Raw genomic sequence first — 22,849 nt, 5'->3', positions numbered from 1 at the left:
GCCGGACGCATCGCCGCGATCGGCAAGGCGGGCAATCCCGATATCCAGCCCGGCATCACCATCGTCATCGGCCCCGGCACCGAGATCATCGCCGGCGAAGGCAAAATTTTAACGGCCGGCGGCTTCGACACCCACATCCATTTCATCTGCCCGCAGCAGGTCGACGAGGCGCTCTATTCCGGCGTCACCTCCATGTTAGGGGGCGGCACCGGGCCGGCGGCCGGCACCAATGCCACCACCTGCACGCCTGGCCCCTGGCATCTCGGCCGCATGATCCAGGCGGCGGACGCATTCCCGGTCAATCTCGGCTTTGCCGGCAAGGGTAATGCCTCGCGCCCGGCCGCGCTGGAAGAAATGGTCAAGGCCGGCGCCTGTGCGCTCAAGCTGCACGAAGACTGGGGCACCACGCCGGCGGCGATCGACTGCTGCCTTAACGTCGCCGAGAAATACGACATCCAGGTGATGATCCATTCCGACACGCTGAACGAAAGCGGCTTCGTCGAGGACACCATCAAGGCCTTCAAGGGCCGTACCATCCACGCCTTCCACACCGAAGGGGCGGGCGGCGGTCACGCGCCCGACATCATCAAGATCGCCGGCCTGAAGAACGTGCTGCCGTCCTCGACCAATCCGACGAGGCCGTTCACCCGCAACACCATCGACGAGCATCTCGATATGCTGATGGTGTGTCACCACCTCGATCCATCGATCGCGGAGGACCTCGCCTTTGCCGAAAGCCGGATCCGCAAGGAAACGATCGCGGCCGAAGATATCCTGCATGATCTCGGGGCGCTGTCGATGATGTCATCGGACTCGCAGGCCATGGGCCGTCTGGGTGAAGTCATCATCCGCACCTGGCAGACCGCGGACAAGATGAAGAAGCAGCGCGGCCGTCTCTCGCAGGAGAAGGGCGACAACGACAATTTCCGCGTCAAGCGCTACATCGCCAAATACACCATCAACCCGGCGATCGCGCACGGCATGTCGAAGCTGGTCGGCTCGGTGGAAAAGGGCAAGCTCGCCGATCTCGTGCTGTGGTCGCCCGCCTTCTTCGGCGTCAAGCCCGATTGCGTCATCAAGGGCGGCTCGATCGTCGCGGCGCCTATGGGCGATCCCAACGCCTCGATCCCGACGCCGCAGCCGGTGCATTATCAGCCGATGTTTGGCGCCTTCGGCAAGGCGCGCACCGCCTCATCCGTGGTGTTCACCTCGAAGGCCGCGGTCGCCGCCGGCCTGCAGCGCAAGCTCGGCATCGACAAGAAGCTCTACGGGGTACAGAACACCCGCGGCCGCATTTCGAAGAAGAGCATGATCCACAACGATGCGACGCCCAGGATCGAGGTCGATCCGGAGACCTACGAGGTGCGCGCCGACGGCGAGCTTCTGACCTGCGCACCCGCGGAGGTGTTGCCATTGGCACAGAGGTATTTCCTGTTCTAGCGCAAGTTCCGGACCGAAGGGCCGCGTTAGCCCAAAGTGGCTACCGATGTTTCGAAAGGACGATGCTCTGGGGCTGGCGATCAGGGCGCGCGGATTTACGGTTTTGCGTCCGGTCGCGCTTCTGGGCTAAAGTCCTGCCGGCATTGAGCCAAGCAGAAAGTCGGGAGGATTTTTCGTGATCTACGTCGTTGCCACGCTGACCATCAAGCCTGAAACGCGCGCTGAATTCATTGCTGCTGCCAAGGCATGCATCAAGGAAACGCGCAAGGAGCCCGGCAATATTGCCTATGATTTGCACGAAAGCGTCACCGATCAGAGCAGAATGGTGTTCGTCGAGCAGTGGGAAAATGCCGAGGCATTGGTGCCGCACCGAACCGCCGAACACATGAAGGCGTTCGGTCGCGTGGCGGTGAAGTGCTTCTCGGCGCCGCCCAAGATCGAGATCATCACGCCCGAGAAGGTCGACGTTCGCTGACAGGAAAACCGAATGATCCGGGCGACGAAAGTCAAGGGACAGCACCGCTTCACCGAGGCGCCGGCCGACACCGTCGTCCTCGACTTCGACGATCGTCACCGGCGGCGTATGGTCATGCACGGCACGCGCGGGCTCGAATTCCTGCTCGATCTCGAGCATGCCGTCGCGCTCCGTGGCGGCGATGCGCTGGTGCTCCAGGACGGCAGGCTTGTCGAGGTGGTTGCGGCGCCGGAGCCGCTCACCGAGATCCGAGGCCGCGATCCGCAGCACCTGGTGCGGATCGCCTGGCACCTGGGCAACCGGCATCTGCCGACACAGATCATGCCCAAGGGGCTGCGTATCCGGCGCGATCACGTCATCGAGGCCATGGTGAAGGGCCTCGGCGCGAAGGTCATCGAGATCGAGGCGCCGTTCGATCCGGAGGGCGGCGCCTATGCCGAGAGCGAGCAAGGGCACGGGCATGAAGAACACACGCATGATCATGCACGCCATGATCATGCCGGACATGGTCACGATCATGGACACCACGATCATGATCACCGCCATCGCGACCATTCGGCGCATGATCATGGTCACGACCACCATCATGATGGCGAGCAATGCGACCACGATCACCAGCACAGCCATCCCCATGCTCATGATCACAAGTGAGCCGGCCGACATGCGGGGCGCGATGACGGAGGCCGAAACCGCGGCGCTGTACCGGTTGATGACCTGGCTGTCGCCTGCCTTTCCGGTCGGCAGCTTTTCCTACTCCAGCGGCATCGAATGGGCGGTCGAAGCGGGTGACATTGCGGACGCCGCATCTCTGAAGGATTGGCTCGACGCGATGCTGAGCGAGGGCCCGGGCTTCTGCGATGCGGTGTTTCTGTCGCAAGCGCATCGCGCGACTGAGGCGGGCGATGAGGCGACCTTGCGCGAGGTTGCCGGGCTTGCCGCCGCTTTCGTCACCTCGCGCGAGCGGCAGCTCGAGACCACCGCACAGGGACGCGCTTTCATCGAGATCGCGCGCGCTGCGTGGGATTGCGACGGCCTGGAGGAAATGATCGCGAACTGCCTCGTGCCGGTCGTCTACCCCGTCGCGGTTGGTCTCGTCAGCGCCGTCCACAGCGTGCCGCTCGGGCCAACGCTGCACGCTTTCCTGCACGGGGTGGTCTCGAACTGGATATCCGCCGGAAGTCGTCTCATTCCGCTTGGACAAACCGAAAGCCAGCGCGTGCTCGCCGCGCTCGAGCCGGTGGTTGCCAATACCGCAAGCCGAGCCCTGCGGGCGAAGCTGGACGATGTCGGCGGCGCGACTTTCCGCGCCGATCTCGCCAGCATGCGCCATGAGATGCAGTACACGCGGTTGTTCCGGTCATGACGCTGAGGTGGGCTGTGGTGGCAGTTCGTGGTCTTGCTCCAATCGCCAGCCTGGGCGGAGGGCAGCCTTGGCCTCGACGAGGTCCTGGTCGCGGTCCGCAGTGCGCCCAAGCTGGTCAGCGACATTCAGGCCGAACTCGACAAGAATGGTTTGAAGGCGGCCGATGTCATCTGCATCGCCGCCCGCCACGGCAATCAATGGAAATACCTCGGCGGCGGCCGCGCCGCCCCTTACGCGTGCGAGATCGGCAAACGCAACGTGCAGATCGACGCCGATCGGGTCTATTTCGACTCGCGTGGCAAGCTGATTGGCGATCTCGACAAGGCCGATCCAATGCGCGCGAAAACGTTCAGAGAGGATAATTTCCGCTGGACCTGGGCTCCGTGACCAGGGCCTGAGCGATCGATGAGCGCAGTATGAGAGTTGATAAGCACAGTCCGAGAGTTGGCATGAGCAAGCATTCGAACGGTCCCTTGCGAGTTGGCGTCGGCGGTCCTGTCGGATCGGGAAAAACCGCGCTGATGGATCTGCTCTGCAAGTCAATGCGGGAGCGCTACGACATCGCCGCGATCACGAACGACATCTATACCAAATGGGACGCGGAATTTCTGGTGCGCTCCGGATCGCTGACGCCCGACCGCATCGCGGGCGTGGAGACAGGCGGGTGTCCGCATACCGCAATCCGCGAGGATGCGTCGATGAATCTCGCGGCGGTGGCCGACATGCGCGCCAAATTTCCTGGCCTCGACCTGGTGCTGATCGAATCCGGCGGCGACAATCTCGCTGCGACATTTTCGCCGGAGCTTGCCGATCTGACGATCTACGTCATCGACGTTGCAGCCGGAGACAAGATCCCGTCCAAGGGAGGACCGGGCATCACCCGGTCGGACCTGCTCGTCATCAACAAGATCGATCTGGCGCCCCATGTCGGTGCATCCCTGGACAAAATGCAGATGGATGCCAAGCGGATGCGGGGGGATCGACCGTTCGTAATGACCAACCTGAAGAAGAGCGAAGGGCTCGACCGCATCATCGCCTTCATCGAGACAAAGGGGGGCCTGCGTGCAACCTCCTGACGGTAGATGGCAGGTGCGTTAACTCCTGTGGCGACTGGCCGCAGCCGGAACAAATACGCCGGATATCCATTAGCATGGATTCCGGAGGCTTGCCCCCTCGGGGCGCCCGAGCCTTCGCCGCCGACCGAAGTTGCGTACTTATGCCACCTCATCCATTATGCTCGATCGTAGGGTCTCATTCTTTCCTCGACACGCTGTCATTCGGGCCCCGTCACCATGTTTCCTATTCTTCCCAAACCTCAGACCTTCTGAGTAGCGAGTGGTTCGGCTCGGGTTCATCATTGGCTTCATCGCGCTGATCGGAGTCCTGCTCTCCGGGCTTGCAGCCTATCGCGTTCACGATCAGGAGCTGACGATTGACGGCATCGCAGTTGCCCGTGCAATCGACATTCATGCAAGCCTTGTCCAGGATCGCCTAACCGAGCGCGAACTGCTCGCCCGCGTTGCATCCGGCCTGTTTCGCGCGCCCTCAGTGATCAAGCCGAGCATGCTGGAGCCGCTGCGTTCGGCCATTTACGCCTTCAAGACGGACTTCGTCGTCGTAGGCTGGATCGCGCGGCTCAAGCCGGACGAACTGGAATCAGCGCGGGCGGCGCTGGCGAGCGGCGGATTCCCCAATCCGACCATCCGCGATTTCGAGGACAGGCCGCTCGATGCGGCCGCGCTCAACCATTCGATCGACGTGCTGATCGATCTGGAGCCGCGCAACGAGGAGACCAAGGGGCTGCCGGGGCGAAGCTATGACCAGGATCCGGTGCGCGGGCCGATGCTGGCTCGCGCCATGGCAGAGAAAAGATCGGTCGTGTCCGATCCGGTACCCCTGCTGCGCCCGAATGGGCCGACCGGTGTCATTATTGCCGCGCCCGTCATTCCGGAGGGAGCGGATTCGCCGGCGGGCTTTGTGACCTTCTCGTACCAGCTTGCGTCGCTGATGCTGACCAACGACAACATGTCGTTGTTCTCGGTGGCACTCAGGGATCCTCGTCAAGCGGGAAGTGAACTGATTGCAAACGACGAAGGCGTAGTTAGTTCGCGCATTGCAGATCCCGAAGGGCCGGCGGCTTCGGCCGCCCGGACCGTCAGCTTTGGCGGTCGGGACTGGCAACTCAGCTACTACGCCAAGACCAACGCGGTGCGGCGCGCGCGGCAGACGGCGGCGATCGTGGCTGCTATCGGACTTGCCATCACGGCGATGGTTTGCGGGCTGTTCGGCTACGTGGCTTACAACAATCTGCGGCTCAGCCGCGAGATTCAAGTCAGGATCGGCTTCGAGCGCCGTCTGACAGCCGTGATCGACGAGCTCAACCATCGGGTCAAGAATATCCTCGCCGTCATTCAGTCGATCGTGACGCGCACGCTGCGCCATGGCTCCGACATCGACGTCGCGCGCGAGCTTTTGATCGGGCGCATTCACGCCATGTCCAACGTGGTGTCGCTTCTCAGCGAGAGCCAGTGGCAAGGGGTCAAGCTGAAGGGCTTGTTCGAGGCGCGGGCGATCCCGCATGCCGAGCGAATTGCTGTGAGCGGACCGGACATCGCGGTCAGCGCGCGCGCCGCACAAAGCCTCTCGCTGTTGTTCTTCGAGCTTGCATCGCATTCCGACGAAGGGCTTTCGCTGGTCGGAAAGCATCCTCATATCGTCGTGACCTGGACGGTGAACGGCGAGGAGCCGGAGACGATCTTTCATTTCCGCTGGGAAGAGTTCAACACCAGCGAGGCGACGCGCCGCCCGGACTCCGACTTCGGCGTGATCCTGCTGGATCGCGTCGCGCCCGAGGCGCTCGGCGGCTCGTCCAAGCGCTACTTCACGGACGTGAGCTACGTCTATGAATTGACCGCCCCGATGGAGACGGTCATCGACATGACCGAGCGGGACCGGACCGAGAAGTTCTCCAAGCCAGTTCGTCCGGCCTGAGCCGGGCGACTCCGACTGACGCGGCAAGCGTCACAGCTGGCGAGGCGGCCAACTAACTGGTCGCCTCGCCGGCGTGCATGTCCGCCATCAGTGCATCAGCCGCTGCTGCCGCCGATCACCGCGCGTACCGTCTTATCGGGACCAAAATCCTCGGCACCCTCCACATAGAGCAGGGCGGCAAGCTTTGATCGCGCTCGGTTGACGCGGCTCTTGATGGTGCCGACGGCGCAGCCGCAGATCGACGCCGCGTCCTCGTACGAAAAGCCGGACGCGCCAACGAGGATCAGCGCCTCGCGCTGGTCCTGCGGCAGTTTGTCCAGCGCGGCGCGGAATTCCTCGAACTCCAGATGCGCGTTCTGTGCCGGCTGGGTCTTGAGCGTCTTGGCATAGTTGCCCTCGGCATCCTCCACCTCGCGCCGCCGTTTGCGATAGTCCGAGCGGAACAGGTTACGCAGGATCGTGAACAGCCATGCTGGCAGGTTCGAGCCCGGCTGGAAGGAGTCGATATTGGCGAGCGCCCGCAGCAGGGTTTCCTGGACCAGATCGTCGGCCCGATCGCCGTTGCCGCTGAGCGAGATGGCGAATGCACGCAAGCTGGGCACCGCCGCCAGGATGTCGTCGCGCAGGGAGTCGGTGAGAGGCATATTATTCCCTCCCGTCGTCTTCGTTGGATCCCCCCGATCCTTCCAATTGGGAAGCGGCCTGCGGCGCATCAAGTTTGCGGACAAGCTCCGCAAACCGTTCGGGCACCCCTTGGCGGACGACATCGTCGTACATCGCCCGCAACTGGTGGCCGATTCTGGATTGAATTTCAGCGCTCAGGCCGCCCTTGCCGGGGGTCGTGCTTTTGCTCGCTTGAGACTTTACATCTTTCATGACCTGTTCCACGTTTCCCCGAGAGTTAAGTCCCTGTAGCTTCAACGGTTTATCTCCAACCGGAGTCGTTCCCCTAAGAGGGGCTAATGCGAAATCCGGCTAAAAGTTCCGACCCGTCGGAACTTTTATCGCTTTCGGACGTAATCAGCCTAGCAGGGGAACCGGGCCGCCCCTTAATGACACCTCAACGAGCTTGGCCCTAAGAAAATGGAGTGGGGATGTCCCGTTCACAGCTTGTTGCTGAGCACCTGCCGCTATTGCGGCGGTACGCCCGCGCCTTGACCGGTAGCCAATCGTCCGGGGACGCCTATGTCGGAGCGATGCTGGAAGCCATGCTCCAGGACCCCTCGCTGCTAGACGAGAGCCATGGCCCTCGCGCCGGCCTATTCCGGCTGTTCACCCAAATCTGGAATTCGGTTTCGCTCAACGATGATTCCGAGGTGACGACACTGCCGATGCCGCCCGAGCGCCGGCTGTCCAACATCACCCCCTTGCCCCGGCAGGCATTCCTGCTGCTGTCGCTGGAAGGCTTCCCTGAGGAAGAGGTCGCCTACATCCTCGGCACGGACGTCGCCGAGACGCGCCGGCTTGCGGACATGGCGGGCCGGGAAATGGCGGCGGAAATTGCCACCGACGTCCTGATCATCGAAGACGAGACTTTCATCGCCATGGATCTGGAAAGTCTGGTGAGGAATCTCGGGCACAATGTGGTCGGAGTGGCGCGGACTCATGCGGATGCGGTTGCGCTCGCCAAGAACAAGCGACCGGGCCTCATCCTCGCGGACATCCAGCTCGCCGACGGTTCGTCGGGCCTGGACGCCGTCAACGAGCTTCTAAGGAGCTTCGAGGTACCGGTCGTGTTCATCACGGCCTATCCCGAGCGCTTCCTCACCGGCGAGCGGCCGGAGCCGGCCTTCCTGATCTCCAAGCCGTTCCAGCCGGCGATGGTGTCGGCCGTCGCGAGCCAGGCGCTGTTCTTCCAGCGCAATTCGCGTAACCGCCGCGCGCCGGCGGCCTGACGCCGAACTTTCACAGGTGCGTATAAGAGCGGCGCGTCGCACAGAGCGCGCCGCTTTCTTTTTTTGCGTGGCCATATCCGGCTCGTCCGCCGCTCGCTACGGATACGGGGGAGCCCCCGATCTTGTGAGGTCGATTCCCCGCGGGACAGGCTTGCACCTTTCGGCTAGTAAGCGTTGACGCTCAAGGTCGGAGCGGCGCCAGGATCGTTGGCGGGTGTGACACCTGGCCGCCTCTTCGGCTGCGGGCTGCCTCGCGGCGCAGCCCTCGAACCATCAGGAGTTTCTACATGACGGTCCCGGCCACCCTCGATAAACTGGCCATCCGTGAACTGATCGAGAACTGGGCGGTCTGGCGCGACGCCGGCGACTGGGATCGCTTCGCGACGGTCTGGCACGAAGATGGTTGGATGTCAGCCACCTGGTTTCAGGGGCCGGCGGCTGAATTCATCCGAGTCAGCCGCGAAGGCTTCACCAAGGGTGTGCGTATCCTGCATTTCCTGGGCGGCAGCAGCATCGATGTGGCCGGAGCTCGCGCCATCGCGCAGACCAAGATGACCATTTCGCAACGGGCCCTGGTGCACGACGTCGTGTGCGACGTCGTCTGCACAGGGCGCTTCTTCGATTTCCTTGAGAAGCGAGAGGGTAGATGGGGGATCGTCCGTCGGCAGCCGATCTACGAAAAGGACCGGCTCGATCCAGTGGATCCCGCGGCCGTCGTTCGGCTGGACGGAGAGCGGCTCGCGCGACTTCCGGAAGGCTATCGTCACCTGGCCTATCTGCAGGAGATGATCGGCTACAAGGTCAAGCGCGACATGCCGGGGCTGATCGGCGTCGAGGTCGAGGCGCTCTATGCTCAGGGTCGCGAGTGGCTGGGCCGCTAGTGCGCGGTCCCCCGTCGCCGGGAGGAGTCTCGCTCCAGAAAACACGAGAGGTAAGGCTCGGCTTTCGGTAAAAGAGCCCCGATTTTCTCGGGGCTCCTGCTTCAACGCTCTCACCATGTCTGGCGATTGTACCAATCGTTGATTTCCTTTTCGGCCTGATCCTTCTGATAACCATAACGCTGCTGGATCTTGCCTTCGAGCTGGTCCTGCTTGCCGTCTATGACATCAAGATCGTCGTCCGTCAGCTTGCCCCATTGCTCTTTCACCTTGCCTTTGATCTGCTTCCAGTTTCCTTCGACGCGATTCCAGTCCATCTTCATTCTCCTTGATCCTGGGGCGATGTCGATTGCGTATGCTGCTTGTCAAATAGAACGCAGACGAAAGCGTCCCTCTCCTCGTCAGAGGATGGAAAGCCTGCTTGCTCGGCAAAGTTCCAGGTTCGTGTTGGCCTCACTGCTGGGGCTATTTGCCTCCCCAGTTCGGGCCTCGGTCGAGCTTCAGGCCATGTGTTCGCTGGAACGATGTCGAGGGTCACCCATTGATTCCGACTCAGCGTTGAAGGTTGAAGGGAGGATCCTCGCCACTCACGGTTTGGAGCAGGCGGAACTGAGATGCCCCCTCGAGCGACTATGCTGGCGCGACCGTTCATGTGATTTCGATCGCGCCATTTGAGGATGACAAATGAAGCACTCCGAACATGGAATCGTGAAGGACGAAAAGGCGCAGGAACAGCCGGCGGACAGGGAGCGGGCGCAGACTGCGCATCGCAGCGATCCGAAGAATTCCGTCTCGCGCGAAGCGACCCGCGATCCCAAGCTCACCGACTCCGAAAAGACGCCAGGCTCCGGCATGGCTCCGGATGATCGTGGCGACCCGCCAACGGGGTGATCGCTACCTCTTGGTCCGGCGCCGGTCGAGCGATCCTAACCGAAGCGGCTCGTCGTCGCCGAATGTCGTCCGCCCGGACGCGAGATCTGGTGCAGTGCCGCCGCGGTCCCGTCACCGGCGTTCGCGCGCGCGATGTCGCCGAGTGCGATAATGCCTACGAGGCGCTTGTTGCGGTTGAGTACCGGCAGGCGCCTCACCTGGATGTCGCCCATGTTCCGGGTAACGTCCTCGAGGTCCTGATCCTCAAAACAGTATTTGACGTCCTCCGTCATCACGTCGCGCACGCACGTGTCGGGTCCGCGACCGAGGGCAACACCGCGCGTCGTGATGTCGCGATCGGAGATCATGCCGACGAGGCGATCATTCTCGGTCACCGGCAGAAGCCCCACGTTGAGGGTGGCCATCGCTTCGGCCGCATCCTTCAGGGTGTCTTGAGGGGTGCAAAGCTGGACTTCGGGGGTCATCGCGTCGCGCACTTTCATGATGTGCCTCATCAATCTGGTTGGACGAGAGCCCACAGAACGAGCCGGCACGCCCCGCGTTCCCGGCCAGATCAGGAAATCTGCGCGACAAGTCGAACAACGCAGGCTGCCCCCAATCAACAATCAATGCGTATTGGTCTCGTGCCACTTCTCAAGGTCGATCTTCGACTGGTCAGAGCGTTGTTCCTTTTCCGGGTTCCCTTTCCAAGGTTTGTCGGTCTGTGAATGAGAGCCCCAATCGCTTTGCGTCCTTGGATCATCCGTAGGTCGTTCCTTGCTCATCAGGCATCTCCGTAGCTGGGACGACGCAACCGGCCTGTGACAACGAGCGCCACAAGCGTCGCGCATCAGAGGTAACGAGATCGGTCCGCCAATGGTTCGAACGGCTCCAACACTATGGCGGTCCAGCAGGAGCAGGGCGCCCTTGCCGCGGAACCATTTGCTGCAACGCACACCAACAAAAATGCCGGCGGACCTGCCGGCATTCTTGCGTCGGCAGACCAGGATTCCCTCACTTGGACTGGCCGACACTTGGGGCCTTGCCTAGTTCCTGTGCCATTTCGAGGTGGTGCCTGAGCGTGGGAAGAGTCTTGCCGGCCCAGTCCTTGAGCTCTGGATCGTCGCCGCCCTTTGCATAGCGCTCGAAAAGCGATACCGCGTCTTCGTGCGCGCTGACCTGGTACGAGTTGAAATTCGAACTGAAATCTCCGCCCGTCGCGCCTTTGAGCTTGTCGAGCTTGCTCTGGTGTGAGCTGTCGAGTGCGGTGGGCAGTGCAGCCTTGACCTTGCCGCTGCTAATCATGCTCTTCAGGTCGTTGGTGGTCTTGCTGTGATCGGTCACCATCTGCTGGGCGAACGACTTTTCCTGTGCGTTGCCCTTTTGCTGTGCGAGCTTGCTCGACTCGAGCTCGAACATGTCGCTGATCGCGACTTGTTTGACAAAGTCGGCCGTGGGAGGCGCAACTCCCAGTGCCGAATTGATGCCGGTCTTCTCGCCGACGGATTGGGCGAGTGCTGAGCTTGCAAGCAGCACGCAACTCGCGGCGATGACTAAGAACTTCATGACTGGATTCCTAGCTTTTCGCCCGGCGATCGCCAGGCAACGGTTGGTGCCGATCAACGGATGGCTTTGGGTGTTCGTTCCAAACGCGTTTCGGGAGATGCCGACTACGACGTTTCGCTCAATCCGTCGGATTCCGGCCGGTTCGCTTGTTGAGCGGTCTGGCAGGCGGCCTTCGCAATCCTTCGGGCAGGAATGACTCGGATGGCGACGGCGTGGGAATTGCCCGCACATCGGCAGCGGTCTGGGCCCGCTCGTGCGGCGTCTGGTTGTCGCTGAACTGGTACTTCACGTCGACGCAGTCGACAGGGTCGTTGACGCCATTCTGGATATCGCGGAAATCGCTCATGTCGACCTACTCCGTGGCTGCTCAAACTCCCGGTCTGTTGTGGCAGAGAGATTCGAGAACGGCCGCTGTTGGGCGTTGTTCCAACAAAGGAGCCAATTGCCAATGGTCACGCCTTAGCCAACTTGCCGTTCCAGGGTGGGTTGATCTCTCGCCGGTCTCTCGGAACTCACGATCGTCTCCATGGTTTCGTGTTCGCTGAAGCCCGTGACGATCGAACCTGCTGGAGGTGATTGCTTGGACCCGCGATCGATTACCGACGCCTTGGTTCGCCGAATGCGCGCAATCTCGGGGAAGACAGAGGAAGAACTCCAGGTTCTCCGGGGTCTCCCGATCACTGTAAAGGCGTTTCGGCCTGACCAAGCCGTCGTGCGTGAAGGGGACCGTCCTACTGAATGCTGCCTGATTGCCGCCGGCTTCTGCCTGCGATCCAAAACGACTTCCAGTGGGCAGCAGCAGATCCTATCCATCCACATTCCAGGTGAGATCCCAGACCTGCAGAGCCTGTATCTGCAGGTCATGGATCACGATCTGGTCGCGCTCACGAACTGTACGCTCGGTCTGATCAGCCATGCCGTCGTGCGCCAGCTCTTTCGCCGGCAGCCGGAGATCGCCGAGATGTTCTGGCGTGACACGTTGATTGATGCGGCGATGTTTCGCGAGTGGCTCGTAAACATCGGCCAGCGCCCGGCGCCGAGTCGCCTAGCACACATTCTTGCCGAACTTCGAGATCGTCTGCGGGTCGTTGGATTGGCCGACGGCGACAGTTTCGAGATGCCGCTGACGCAGGAACGGATCGGCGAGGCCATGGGGGTCACCGCGATTCACGCCAATCGGGTGATTAAACAACTGCGTGCCGACAAAATCGTCGACGTTCACCGCGGGCAGGTGACGATTCTTGACGAAGCGAAGTTCCAGGAACTTGCCGACTTCGATGCTCGTTACCTGCATCAGTCGCCAACCCTTTGATCCGGCTGCGCCATCCGATGCCACGCTTTCACTTCCACATCCAGGAAAACGGCCGGTTCATCGAGGACGAGGAGGGGCAGGAATTTCACGATTGGGACCAGGTTCGCAGGGAGGCCGTCGCAACGGGCACCTCCATCGCCAGGGATGCCTTTGTCAATGGAACCGCACGGCAGGTCACGGTCCATGTGAACCGGGACGGGTCACCGTTCATGAAGGTTTCGATATCGCTGGACGTGGAGGATCAACCGGTGCCCTCGGCAGAGGCCTGATCATCATGTGCCGCGAGGAGCGCAAGATCGGCCGCCCAGCGAATTCCTGTTGAGCGCGAGCCACTGGAGCGCGACGATGGTTGGGCCGCTATGCAGGGCTCTTGCTTCCATCAGGCTGATGCAGTCTTCCAGTGCATGGCACTCGACCGCGATCTCTTCCCCCTCATGGCTCGCCCCCGCCCTATCAGGTACTCGGCGCGTATCAACCTGAGCCAGGAACAGCGTCATGAACTCGTCCGACAGGGCCGGCGCTGGAGCGAATCCGAACAGAGGCACAAGCCGCTGCGGATCCAATCCTATCTCTTCCCGGCATTCGCGCCGGGCCGCCTGTTCGGCAGTTTCTCCGGGGTCGATACGGCCGGCAACGATCTCGAGAGTCTCGCCATAGTCGAGGGCGAGGTGAGCGCCGAGCCTGAACTGTCGCGTGAGGACCACCTCGTTGCAAACGGGGTCGACCGCCAGAACGCCGACGACCTGTCCCGATCTCAGAACTTCGCGGTCAAACGTGATCAAGTTGCCCGAGGCATCACGTCGTGAAATCAGGAACCGTTCGAGAGTACGAAAAGCGCTTCCGATCGGTTCGGGAGCAGACAGCTTGACCGCGGGGCACTGACGATCGCCGTGGGCGATCTCTCTCGTCGGCAGGGCGGTCCCCCCGGCATCTTTGATCCGCATTTAACGGCCCCCTGAGTCCTATTATTGGCTTGTCACCGCGAGCCAGGCACGCTCGCTCTGGCCGGGGCGTCCGCGCGTTGGGCGCTTTGTTTCGGGCTCTCTTGTCGCGAGGCGAAGCGCGAAATAGGCGACCGTCGCCTCAATTCCTTTCTCGATCGGGACCTCTGGACGCCATCCCAGGATCTTTTTTGCCGCGTCGATCGTGGGCTTGCGGCGTTTTGGGTCGTCGACCGGCAGAGGTTCGAATCGCAACCTCGACTTGGATTTGGTGCGTGCAAGTACCTCGCGAGCAATTGCTTCGATCGTCATCTCCTGCGGATTGCCGAGGTTGACGGGGCCGGTGATCGAAGCAGGACTCTCCATCAGCAGGTCCAGGCCGCGGATCAGGTCATCGATGAAGCAGAAGCTACGGGTCTGCTTTCCGGAACCATAGACGGTGATCGGTTCACCCCGCAGCGCCTGCACGATGAAATTGGAAACCACGCGCCCATCATTCTCGAGCATGCGCGGGCCGTAGGTGTTGAAGATGCGGGCGACCTTGATCTCAAGGCCGTGGAGGCGGTGGTAGTCGAATATCACGGCCTCGGCCGCACGTTTTCCTTCGTCGTAACAGGCGCGGGGCCCGATAGGATTGACGTGGCCGACATACGACTCGGGCTGCGGATGGATTTCCGGGTCTCCGTAGACTTCGCTCGTCGATGCCTGCAGGAAGCGGGCGGACTTCTGCAGCGCCAGTTCCAGCGTGCTGATGGTCCCGACCACACAGGTCTTCATCGTCCCGATCGGATCCCTCTGATAGTGGCAGGGCGAAGCCGGACAGGCGAGATTGTAGATCCGGTCGATCTCGCCCTCGATGCGGAGGGGGATGCGGACATCATGCTCGATGAACTGGAAGTGCGGGTGATTGAGCAATGGACGGATGTTGCGGATCGACCCGGTATAGAGATTGTCGATACAGATTACCTCATCTCCGCGCTGCAGCAGCGAATCGCATAGATGCGAGCCGATGAAGCCGGCGCCACCCGTGACAATGGTGCGGCGTAAAGAGTGACCGAATGAGGAAGTGGACTGTCGCATGTTCATTGGAGACCCGGCCTAGAGTTCGGCAGCATGCAGAGGACGGCTCGCCGCGCGGCGTTCGGGCAACCGGCGTCTCGCCTTCGCTTCGAGGTGGTATGTTTCAAGTTGGCGTGCCCGATGGTCGGGGGTGTGGTCGCGCAAGATGCGCCTTCGGGCACGTGCGGCGATGCCTAGTCGCATTTCTTCGGGCATGTCGCGCACGATCTGGATTACCTCTTCCGGCGTTGAGACCAGCAGCATCTCGCTTCCCGGTATGAGGATGGTCTCGATGCCCGGCCATCGATCCGAGAGTATCGGCGCTCCGCGGGCGGCGGCTTCAAACAGCCGAACGCTGGGCGAAAACCCGAGCGCGCGCATATCGGCCCGGGTGATATTCAGCGTGAAGCGCTGCCTTGCGTAGAATGAGGCATGCTCCTGTGGTGGAATGTGCTCGATGCGTTCGACATTGACCGGCCAGTCGATGCCTTCGGGATACTGCGCCCCGGCCACGACGAAGTTCTCGCCCGTGAGCGCCCGCGCCGCGGCGATGAACAGGTTCTCCAGTTGCGGCTGGCGATCGCTGCTGTAGGTGCCGAGATAGCCGAGCGACCATCGCATCTCGAGCTGCTGTGGCTGATAGAGGCGGATGTCGGCACTGCAGTAAAGGGCGCGGGCGAGCGGACTGCCGTAGATGTCCTCGATCATGCCGGGCACCGGTCCTCCCGAAAAGGAGAGGTAAAGATCAAAGCGCGGAATTATTCTGGCGGAGAGATAGTCGAGCCCCTTGTCGAGCCTGGAGAGCGTGACAGGCGTATCGATATCATAGAAGGCGCAAATGCCCTGGGCGTGCGAGGTAACCCATTCGGCGATCGCAAGGCCGTCCGGCACGTAGGAGCCGATGATGACAAGATCGGCTTCGCGAATGGCGGTGCCGAACTGTTGCGGAATGTCTTGCAACGAATGGTAGAGCTTGACGGTCCAGCTCGATGGGGGCTTGAGGTCGCGATGGGCGCGATACCAGGGCGCGTCGCGCTCAAGAAAGGTCACACGATGTCCGCGTTGCGCGAGCGCCTCCAACAGCGCCCGGTAGGTCGTCGCGTGGCCGTTGCCCCAGGACGAGGTAACTGAAAGTCCGATAACGACGATGTCCAGGTTCATTCGGCAGCCTCGCTCTTGGTGCTGATGCCTTCAAGCAAATGGTCAAACTGGCGGGCTCGATGCTCATAGGTGTGGTGCGCCAGGATCCGTTTCCGCGCGCGCTCGGCGATCGCGCGGGACCGATCGGGGCGAAGCGCGTCGAGATGTTCCTCCACCTCGCGGCCATCAGCTGCCACCAGGACTTCACGATCCGGTTCGAGGAAACAATCGATACCCTGCCAGGCGTCGGTGATCAGGCAGGCGCCGGCACCGATGGCCTCAAAGACGCGGGTTGGCGGCGAGAAGCCATATTTCGCCATGCTGTCCCGGTTCACGTTCAGGGTCGCCAGGCCGGAGCAGAAGAAGGCGTTGTGTTCGCCAGTGCCGACGTGGCCGACATTGCGGACGTTGGGTGGGGTGGCCCTGGAATCCCACCCCGATCCGCCCAGCAGGAATTGCCTGTTCGGCATCCGTTCGGCAGGCGAAAGGAAAAAGTCTTCAATGCGTGCTTCGCGATCGGGCAGCCGGTTTGCGAGCAGGCTGAGATCGCAGACGAACCTGGCGTCCGGCGGCACGGGAAAATGGGTCGCCGGGTCGAGCGCGTTGTAGATGGGCACACAGTCGCGGGCACCGGCGGCGCGATAGGCGGACACAACGGGATCGCCGCCGCCGTAGGTCAGCACCAGGTCATAGTGGGGAACAGCGCGGCGCAGATGATGATCCGGCTGCCCGGCGATTGCATCCAGCGTCGCCGGCGCATCGACGTCCCAATAGATGCGAAGCGTCCTGGAAGGAAGCTCGGCGATGGCCGTTTCCAGTTCCGAATCGAAAACGCCGACACCGCTTGCCTTGATCAAAAGATCGGCCGAGCGCGCGGCCTCGGAGAGCGATCGCTGCCAGCCATCCGTCGTGGCCGGGTAGATCTGGACGCGCGCCCAGGTCGGATCGTCGATATCGCGATGTGCCTGGCGATCGAATGCGTCGGGTTCGAAGAAAGTGACCTCGTGCCCGAGCGCCGCTATCTCTTTCAGTAGCCCGCGGTAGTAGGTCGCCGCACCATTCCAGTAGGACGATACCAGGCTCGACCCGAAGAAACAGATCTTCATGGCACGGCCTCTTCCTGCAATGCCGGCGAGTGGGCCGGGCGGATACTGCGGATCATATCGACAATGTCGAGCAGCTCGATCACACGATGACGGCAGGTGTGGCGTTCCCTGACGAGGCGCAGCCCTTCCGCGGCGGTTTCAGTCGCGAGATCGCGATCGACCAGCAGCCGGTGCAGACGCGCCTTCATTTCCTTGCCGTTGTTGGCACGGAGATAGGACGTTGGCGTGAACAGACCTTCGGCATCGTCCCAAGGCGCGGACACGACCGGGATGCCGCAAGCCATTGCCTCGAACATGCGAATGGTGGGAATGCCTCGTAGCGATCGTGCATACGGACCGCGTGGGACATGTACTGTGGCGCGGGCCTCGGCGAAGGCGATGGGGGCCAAGTGCGCGGGCAACCAGCCTCCGAATTCGATGCCGGCCGCTTGGATCGAGTTCAGCGCAGCCCGCGGGTAGCGCACGCCATGGATCCTGGCCCGCAGCCGCAGTTCGGCCACCGGATCGATCAGATATTCCCGCAGTTCGGCGCTGCGCTCGTCATCCCCCCAATTGCCGATCCAGACCAGGTCGTACTGCGGGACGATGTGCTGCAGCGGCCGATAAAGCGCAACATCTGCGCCCTCGTGCCAGGTGAAGACACGGTTCGCCCAGCCGAGCCGCAGATAGATCTGGCGGAGCACCTCGCCGAAGGCGAGTACCCCGTCAAAGGCCTCAAGGTCGAACTGGGCAAGCTCATCGGGCTTAGTAACTGCCCGGTGGTGCGTGTCATGGAACAGCAAGGTGAAGGGCGCGACGTGAGCGCGACGTGCGCCGATCTGCTTGATGAGGTCGGGCGGATTCCATTCGTGCACAACGACCAGATCCGCGCCGTCGAGCGCTTCCTCCAGATCCAAAGACCCGTCATACGGCCGGATGTGCACCGACGGGAAAAGACCAGGGATGGCCCTAACGGTAAGCTCGCCGCCTTCGACACGCGCATTCTGACGGCTCCAGCCGTCGACGGGTTCGTAGACGACGACCTCGTGCCCGAGTTTGGCAAGCTCGCGCGTGACGCCGCGCAGGAAATGCGCATTGCCGTTATTCCAGCAGGATGAGAACGCGTGATAGAAGAAGACGCACTTCATGCACACGCCCCCGTTTCAAGATGGCGCCGGGTAGCAGTGCGAGTGAGTTCTCCGTACAGCCGGACATAGCCATCGACCATGCCGGTGAGCGAGTAATGCCGCGACCGCGCAAGTGCCGCGTCCTGTAGCCGGGAGCGATGCGCCTCGTTCCGGATCAGACAATTGAGCGCCGCGCTCAGGCCGGCCGCGTCCTCGGGAGAAACAAACAGCGCGGCACCGTCCCAGAGCTCGCGGAAGCTCGGGATATCCGATAGCACCAGCGCGCAGCCGGCCGCAGCTGCTTCAAGCACCGACAGCCCGAACGGCTCGTAAAGGGCGGGGCTCGTAAAGATCGCCGCGCGCCGCATGAGACCGTGCAGCTCCGCGCGCGGAAGCTCGCCGAGCAGTTCTATTCCCTCGCGGCGCTCGAGATCCGCATTTTGACCAGCGACAAGGACCGGCCAGTTCACGTCCTTGGCCGCGTGCGCGAGGACCGGCAGGTTCTTCGCCTTGTCCCACATGCGGCCGGCAGCGAGAATGAAATCCTGCTTCTGTCGTGGACGGGCGGTTGCAGGGGCTAGCCCGTTCCAGATCACTGCTCCGCGGTGGTCCGGATGATAGATTTCCTCGACCATATCGCGATAAGCGCTGCTCGCGCATACCCAGCCCCCAGCTCGGCTGAGACCGGCGGCGACAAGTTCGCTATAGCGCCGCCATCTCGATTCGGAGAGCCAGGCGTTGTCGTTGCACGCCCGGGCCCAGGAGTTCACGCAGGAATGCGCAGCGACCAGGACGGGCGCGTTCCATTCGAATGTGGCTTCGCGAAAACTGTTCAGGTGAACGATGTCGGGCCGCAATCGCCGCTCGAGCCTGTCTAGCGCGGCACGGGCCCTGGCCATGTCGGCAGCGTCCGGGTCCTGCCATTCCAGCGCAAGATCGGTTTCAACCAAATGCACCCTGCCGTGCACCATGGTCCGCTGGTCAGGTCGGGGCGAGGGACCCATCGTCACCAGGCTGACATCGGCGCCCATTTCCACCAGCGCCGCGGCAAGCGAGGTTGCATAGGTCCAGACCCCGCCGACGGCGTCCGTCGTCATCATGAGACGAAGGTTCAGCGCGGTTCTCATGGGATCCCCTGCCATTCCAGCGCACTCAGCGGCACGGGGCGTTCTTCCTGGACGTCACTGAAGCGATTGAACATCGAGAGATAGTGCTTGTGGGCGCGCTCCCAAGCGAAGTCGTCAGGTTCGCCCCAGAGCTTTCGGTAGTCGGGCGATCCCGGATAGGGATAGAGCGGCACGGGATCGTTGGCCCAGACGCCGGACTCCTGCATGCGCTTGCGCCAGCGCTGAACCACGGGATCCTCGTCCTGCGGCATCTCTATCAGATTGGCCTGGACGAATGGCACATGCCTGCGCGCCTCGACGAGGCGGTCAGCCAATTCATCGGTGGTCATCTTGCAGTTCTTCTCTAACGCGGCGCGCCCTTCAGGCGTCAGGCTCTCGACCCCCGCCTCGATCGACACGCAACCGGCGCGGCCGAGCAGTTCGAGCATGTCCGGCGTCCACAGATCGATCCGGGTCTGGACCCCGAACTTCAGCCCGCGCGAGATGAGGCCTTGCAGCAATTCGGCGTTCGGCAGGAAGATCTCGTCGATGAAATAGATGTACTCGACGTTCTGTTGTCGCAGACGGTCCACCTCCTCAAGAATCGTGGAGACCGGCCGCTTGCGATAGGCATTTCGGAAGTTGTCCTTCGCGCAGAATGTGCAGTGATAGGGGCAGCCGCGCGAGGCCTCTACCTCGGCGCCCGGCCCGGTGGGCTCAGCCTCAAAACGATGATGGTGATGATGATGCCGCCGCACCATCTCGTCCGGCCAGACTAGCGCCGGCTGTTTCCTGAAATCGCCGGCTTGAGGCCCGCCGTTGACACGGATATCGGCGCCGTGCCTGAAGGCCAGTCCTGCAAAATCGCGATCGCCGTTGGCCAGTCGCAGCAGGGACTGTTCGCATTCGCCCATCACCACGATATCGACACCGAGCTTCTTCAGCGTGGCGCGCGGCGTGGTCGAACCGTGGGGTCCCACCGCGACCAGCGTGGGAGCGAGATGGCGAAGGACACGCGTCAATTGTTGCGGGACGCGCAATTCGGGCGGCGCGCAACGCCAGAACAGATAGGTAGGCGCCGTCGTCACCACCACGAGGTCGGGATGGAACGCATGCAACTCTGCCTCGATGTCGTCCAGGGACAGCGCGAACATATGCGCATCGAGCAGCAGCGTCTGGTGTCCCGCTTCCTTGAGACAATGCTTGGAAATTCCGAGTTCGAGCGGCAAATGCGGCGAGCGGCACCCGAAATAGATGCTGCCGTCAAAATTCCAGTGCGGGTTGATCAGGGCGACGCGCGTCATGCCAGCGCCTCGCGATTGGCAGGAGTCCGGATGAAGCGGCTTTCAAGCCAGCCCTGCAGCCCGCTCAGTCCTTGTGCCAGAGATGTGGTCGGCTTCCAGCCGATTGCCGCCGAGAGTGCGCTGACATTGGTGACGTACCAGGGCTGATCGCCCGGACGCCAGTCGGAGAAAATGAATCTGACCGGGCTGTTGCCGATACGATCGATCAGTTCGATCAATTCGAGCAAGCTGACCGAATTGGTTGGCCCGCCGCCGAGATTGAAGATCTTGCCGCGCGTCCGTCCGATATTGTCGAGCACGCCAAGCCATGCGTCAACCGCATCTGCCACAGACAGTGCATCGCGTACCTGACAGCCGTCGCCATAGATAGTGATCGGTTCGCGGCGCAGCGCCGACAGGAGGAAATGGGCGATCCAACCCTGGTCTTCATTGCCGAACTGCCGCGGCCCGTAGATGCAGCTCATGCGCAGGACGGTGGTATTGAGATCGAAGATTCGGGCGTAGTCGCGCACATATTGGTCGGCGGTCCCCTTGGAGCAGCCGTAGGGACTATAGAGATCGAGCGGCATGTCTTCCGAAATTCCCCGGGTCAGTTCGACGTCGGTCGGCACGTACCGCGAGCCTTCGCGCCGAATTCGGGAAGCATCGATGAGGCGGCCGTACACCTTGTTGGTGGATGCGAACAGGACCGGAGCTGACCGATTGTGCAGACGGACGGCCTCGAGCACATTGACCGTTCCGCGCGCGTTTATCTCGAAGTCCTCAGTCGGATTATCGAGGCTGCTGGTCACGGCGACCTGGGCCGCCAGGTGCAGAACGGCGCTGGCGTCGCGTACGGCATCGATGACGGTGATCGGGTCGCGCACGTCGCCGACAGCAATGCTCACGCGATCGCCGTGCCGTGACTTCAGCCACTGGGCATTTTCGCGAACGCCGGGTCGTGCGAGATTGTCCAGCACAGTGACCGTTTCGCCGCGCCCGGCAAGCCGGTCCGCCAGGTTGCAGCCGATGAAGCCGCAGCCACCCGTGATCAGCACGGGCCTGCTATCGCCGTTTGCCGTCGTCATGCGACCAATCCCCGTCGCAACAATTCGTCCGTTGCCTGCTCGACCTGGTCATCCGCAATCTGGTCGGCCAGGTAGTTTGCGAGTTCGTCGAGGCCCTCTTCGAATCGCACGCGCGGCTCGAAGCCCAGGAGCGTTCGGCTTTTCTCCAGGTCGGCAAAGCAGTGGCGGATATCGCCGGCCCGGTATTTGCCGGTAACGGCAGGCGCGATATCGGGGCGCCCCATGACCCGGGCGAGGTCACGAGCGACCGAAATGATGGTACGGCTGGTGCCGGAGCCGACGTTGAATACCTCGTTGGCATACTCGGTCTCCAGCGCCAGCAGGCAGGCGCGCGCGACGTCGTGGACATGGACGAAGTCGCGCTTCTGCAGGCCATCCTCGAAAACGAGCGGCGATCGGCCGTTGAGAATGCGCGCGGCAAAGATCGCGAGCACGCCGGTATAGGGGTTGGACAGCGCCTGACGGGGGCCGAAGACATTGAAGAAGCGCAGTGCCACCGTCGGCATGGCGTATGCCTTGCCTGTGATCAGGCACATCCGTTCCTGAACATACTTGTTGAGCGCATAGATCGAGCTGAGCGATGGCGGCTTGCTTTCGGACGTTGGTACGGGTTGGAGCGGCCGGCCGTCTGCGTCGCAGAGCTCCCAATCGCCCCGCCTGAGCTGATCGACGGAGCGCTCATCGGGCGAGATGGCAGCGCCCTCGGCCGAGCGGCACAGCCCCTCACCGTAAACGCTCATCGATGAAGCAACCACCAGCCGTTCGACGGGATGCTTTGCCAGTGCCTGCAGCAGGACGGCGGTGCCGAGCTCGTTGGTGCGGACGTAGGGCTCGATATGGTACATGCTCTGTCCGACGCCGACGGCGGAGGCGAGGTGCAGTACCATGTCGATGCCGCGCAGGGCACGTTCGACGGCGGGTGCGTCGCTGACATCGCCAACAATGAGTTCCATATCCCCGTTCAGATACGATGGCCGCTGGCGTGCGCCGCCATGAACCTGCGGCGCCAGATTATCGAGCAGCCGGACCTCATATCCCGCGCCGAGCAACGCATCGGCGGCGTGAGAGCCTATGAAGCCGGCTCCTCCGGTAATCAGGACTCGAGCCATTCGGCACTTCTCCACGTTGAAATGATCTCGCGATCCTAAGCCGAGCGTGCGGTGTGAGACGTCTTGGTTTGGCTCTTTCGCGCGCCCGTCACTCCGGGAGGTAGAAGCGACGCAACCAATG

27 protein-coding genes are annotated in these 22,849 nt (G+C 62.3%); 12 read left to right on the top strand and 15 right to left on the bottom strand.

What is annotated here, in order from left to right:
- From ureC to HY852_RS23425, 7 genes are all read left to right on the top strand, one after another.
- Positions 1-1,440 (top strand): urease subunit alpha (gene ureC, locus HY852_RS23455; RefSeq protein ID WP_291607276.1); only part of this gene is annotated, 1,440 nt, incomplete at its 5' end.
- A 175-nt stretch (positions 1,441-1,615) separates the two neighbouring features.
- The gene (locus HY852_RS23450; protein WP_291607275.1) at positions 1,616-1,915 is read left to right on the top strand and encodes a putative quinol monooxygenase; all 300 of its coding nucleotides are present in this window, start codon (positions 1,616-1,618) and stop codon (positions 1,913-1,915) included.
- A 12-nt stretch (positions 1,916-1,927) separates the two neighbouring features.
- Positions 1,928-2,566, top strand: coding sequence for an urease accessory protein UreE (gene ureE, locus HY852_RS23445; RefSeq protein ID WP_291607274.1), 639 nt, complete (start codon positions 1,928-1,930; stop codon positions 2,564-2,566).
- Positions 2,547-3,278, top strand: coding sequence for an urease accessory protein UreF (locus tag HY852_RS23440; RefSeq protein WP_291607281.1), 732 nt, complete (start codon positions 2,547-2,549; stop codon positions 3,276-3,278). The genes ureE and HY852_RS23440 overlap by 20 nt, the downstream gene beginning before the upstream one ends.
- 27 nt (positions 3,279-3,305) lie before the next feature.
- Positions 3,306-3,665 carry a hypothetical protein gene (locus tag HY852_RS23435; protein ID WP_291607273.1) on the top strand — a complete coding sequence of 120 codons (360 nt, stop codon included), beginning with the start codon at positions 3,306-3,308 and terminating at the stop codon, positions 3,663-3,665.
- A gap of 62 nt (positions 3,666-3,727) precedes the next feature.
- A complete protein-coding gene (ureG, locus tag HY852_RS23430) occupies positions 3,728-4,354 on the top strand; it encodes an urease accessory protein UreG (protein ID WP_291607272.1) in 627 nt (208 codons plus the stop codon).
- Between the two features lie 259 nt (positions 4,355-4,613).
- Positions 4,614-6,269, top strand: coding sequence for an HWE histidine kinase domain-containing protein (locus HY852_RS23425; RefSeq protein ID WP_291607271.1), 1,656 nt, complete (start codon positions 4,614-4,616; stop codon positions 6,267-6,269).
- Positions 6,270-6,364: 95 nt separating this feature from the next.
- On the opposite strand, the gene HY852_RS23420 is transcribed toward HY852_RS23425, so the two are convergent.
- Together HY852_RS23420 and HY852_RS23415 are read right to left on the bottom strand one after the other, a co-directional pair.
- Entirely contained in the window at positions 6,365-6,913 is a 549-nt protein-coding gene (locus HY852_RS23420; RefSeq protein WP_291607270.1) for a sigma-70 family RNA polymerase sigma factor, read from the bottom strand.
- Position 6,914: 1 nt separating this feature from the next.
- Positions 6,915-7,145, bottom strand: a complete 231-nt coding sequence (locus HY852_RS23415; RefSeq protein WP_291607269.1) for a NepR family anti-sigma factor — start codon at positions 7,143-7,145, stop codon at positions 6,915-6,917.
- 218 nt (positions 7,146-7,363) lie between these two features.
- Here HY852_RS23415 and HY852_RS23410 point away from each other — a divergent pair, with 218 nt between their 5' ends.
- A complete protein-coding gene (locus tag HY852_RS23410; RefSeq protein WP_291607268.1) occupies positions 7,364-8,164 on the top strand; it encodes a response regulator in 801 nt (266 codons plus the stop codon).
- 287 nt (positions 8,165-8,451) lie between these two features.
- The gene (locus tag HY852_RS23405; protein WP_291607267.1) at positions 8,452-9,045 is read left to right on the top strand and encodes a nuclear transport factor 2 family protein; all 594 of its coding nucleotides are present in this window, start codon (positions 8,452-8,454) and stop codon (positions 9,043-9,045) included.
- Positions 9,046-9,155: 110 nt separating this feature from the next.
- On the opposite strand, the gene HY852_RS23400 is transcribed toward HY852_RS23405, so the two are convergent.
- Positions 9,156-9,359 carry a CsbD family protein gene (locus HY852_RS23400; RefSeq protein WP_291607266.1) on the bottom strand — a complete coding sequence of 68 codons (204 nt, stop codon included), beginning with the start codon at positions 9,357-9,359 and terminating at the stop codon, positions 9,156-9,158.
- Between the two features lie 367 nt (positions 9,360-9,726).
- On the opposite strand from HY852_RS23400, the gene HY852_RS23395 reads away from it, so the two are divergent.
- Complete coding sequence (locus tag HY852_RS23395; RefSeq protein WP_291607265.1) at positions 9,727-9,933, top strand: hypothetical protein; 207 nt, start codon at positions 9,727-9,729, stop codon at positions 9,931-9,933.
- Positions 9,934-9,968: 35 nt separating this feature from the next.
- On the opposite strand, the gene HY852_RS23390 is transcribed toward HY852_RS23395, so the two are convergent.
- The 3 genes from HY852_RS23390 to HY852_RS23380 all read right to left on the bottom strand — a co-directional run bounded on the left by HY852_RS23390 (position 9,969) and on the right by HY852_RS23380 (position 11,824).
- Positions 9,969-10,415: a CBS domain-containing protein gene (locus tag HY852_RS23390; protein ID WP_291607264.1), complete on the bottom strand. Its 447-nt coding sequence runs from the start codon at positions 10,413-10,415 to the stop codon at positions 9,969-9,971.
- 511 nt (positions 10,416-10,926) lie between these two features.
- Positions 10,927-11,478, bottom strand: a complete 552-nt coding sequence (locus HY852_RS23385) for a DUF4142 domain-containing protein (RefSeq protein WP_291607280.1) — start codon at positions 11,476-11,478, stop codon at positions 10,927-10,929.
- A 118-nt stretch (positions 11,479-11,596) separates the two neighbouring features.
- Complete coding sequence (locus HY852_RS23380; protein WP_291607263.1) at positions 11,597-11,824, bottom strand: hypothetical protein; 228 nt, start codon at positions 11,822-11,824, stop codon at positions 11,597-11,599.
- A 234-nt stretch (positions 11,825-12,058) separates the two neighbouring features.
- On the opposite strand from HY852_RS23380, the gene HY852_RS23375 reads away from it, so the two are divergent.
- Together HY852_RS23375 and HY852_RS23370 are read left to right on the top strand one after the other, a co-directional pair.
- Complete coding sequence (locus tag HY852_RS23375; RefSeq protein WP_291607262.1) at positions 12,059-12,790, top strand: Crp/Fnr family transcriptional regulator; 732 nt, start codon at positions 12,059-12,061, stop codon at positions 12,788-12,790.
- A 17-nt stretch (positions 12,791-12,807) separates the two neighbouring features.
- Positions 12,808-13,059: a hypothetical protein gene (locus HY852_RS23370; protein ID WP_291607261.1), complete on the top strand. Its 252-nt coding sequence runs from the start codon at positions 12,808-12,810 to the stop codon at positions 13,057-13,059.
- Positions 13,060-13,062: 3 nt separating this feature from the next.
- Here HY852_RS23370 and HY852_RS23365 read toward each other — a convergent pair whose 3' ends face one another.
- Genes HY852_RS23365 through HY852_RS23325 form a run of 9 tightly spaced genes read right to left on the bottom strand, consistent with a single transcriptional unit; the run spans position 13,063 to position 22,728 of the window.
- On the bottom strand, positions 13,063-13,734 hold the full coding sequence (locus HY852_RS23365; RefSeq protein ID WP_291607260.1) for an NUDIX hydrolase: 672 nt from the start codon (positions 13,732-13,734) through the stop codon (positions 13,063-13,065).
- Between the two features lie 21 nt (positions 13,735-13,755).
- On the bottom strand, positions 13,756-14,817 hold the full coding sequence (locus HY852_RS23360) for a UDP-glucuronic acid decarboxylase family protein (protein ID WP_291607259.1): 1,062 nt from the start codon (positions 14,815-14,817) through the stop codon (positions 13,756-13,758).
- A gap of 12 nt (positions 14,818-14,829) precedes the next feature.
- Complete coding sequence (locus HY852_RS23355; RefSeq protein WP_291607258.1) at positions 14,830-15,951, bottom strand: glycosyltransferase; 1,122 nt, start codon at positions 15,949-15,951, stop codon at positions 14,830-14,832.
- Positions 15,948-17,036: a glycosyltransferase gene (locus HY852_RS23350; RefSeq protein ID WP_291607257.1), complete on the bottom strand. Its 1,089-nt coding sequence runs from the start codon at positions 17,034-17,036 to the stop codon at positions 15,948-15,950. Before HY852_RS23350 ends, HY852_RS23355 begins: the two co-directional genes overlap by 4 nt.
- Positions 17,033-18,163, bottom strand: coding sequence for a glycosyltransferase (locus tag HY852_RS23345; RefSeq protein ID WP_291607256.1), 1,131 nt, complete (start codon positions 18,161-18,163; stop codon positions 17,033-17,035). Before HY852_RS23345 ends, HY852_RS23350 begins: the two co-directional genes overlap by 4 nt.
- Entirely contained in the window at positions 18,160-19,269 is a 1,110-nt protein-coding gene (locus HY852_RS23340; RefSeq protein ID WP_291607255.1) for a glycosyltransferase family 4 protein, read from the bottom strand. Before HY852_RS23340 ends, HY852_RS23345 begins: the two co-directional genes overlap by 4 nt.
- A complete protein-coding gene (locus HY852_RS23335; protein WP_291607254.1) occupies positions 19,266-20,552 on the bottom strand; it encodes a TIGR04295 family B12-binding domain-containing radical SAM protein in 1,287 nt (428 codons plus the stop codon). The genes HY852_RS23340 and HY852_RS23335 overlap by 4 nt, the downstream gene beginning before the upstream one ends.
- Positions 20,549-21,619 carry an NAD-dependent epimerase/dehydratase family protein gene (locus HY852_RS23330; RefSeq protein ID WP_291607253.1) on the bottom strand — a complete coding sequence of 357 codons (1,071 nt, stop codon included), beginning with the start codon at positions 21,617-21,619 and terminating at the stop codon, positions 20,549-20,551. The genes HY852_RS23335 and HY852_RS23330 overlap by 4 nt, the downstream gene beginning before the upstream one ends.
- Entirely contained in the window at positions 21,616-22,728 is a 1,113-nt protein-coding gene (locus HY852_RS23325; RefSeq protein WP_291607252.1) for an NAD-dependent epimerase/dehydratase family protein, read from the bottom strand. The genes HY852_RS23330 and HY852_RS23325 overlap by 4 nt, the downstream gene beginning before the upstream one ends.
- Positions 22,729-22,849 lie beyond the last annotated feature (121 nt).

The organism is Bradyrhizobium sp. (assembly GCF_016213215.1).
Classification (GTDB): domain Bacteria; phylum Pseudomonadota; class Alphaproteobacteria; order Rhizobiales; family Xanthobacteraceae; genus Bradyrhizobium.
This window is presented reverse-complemented; position numbering and strand designations above follow the sequence as displayed.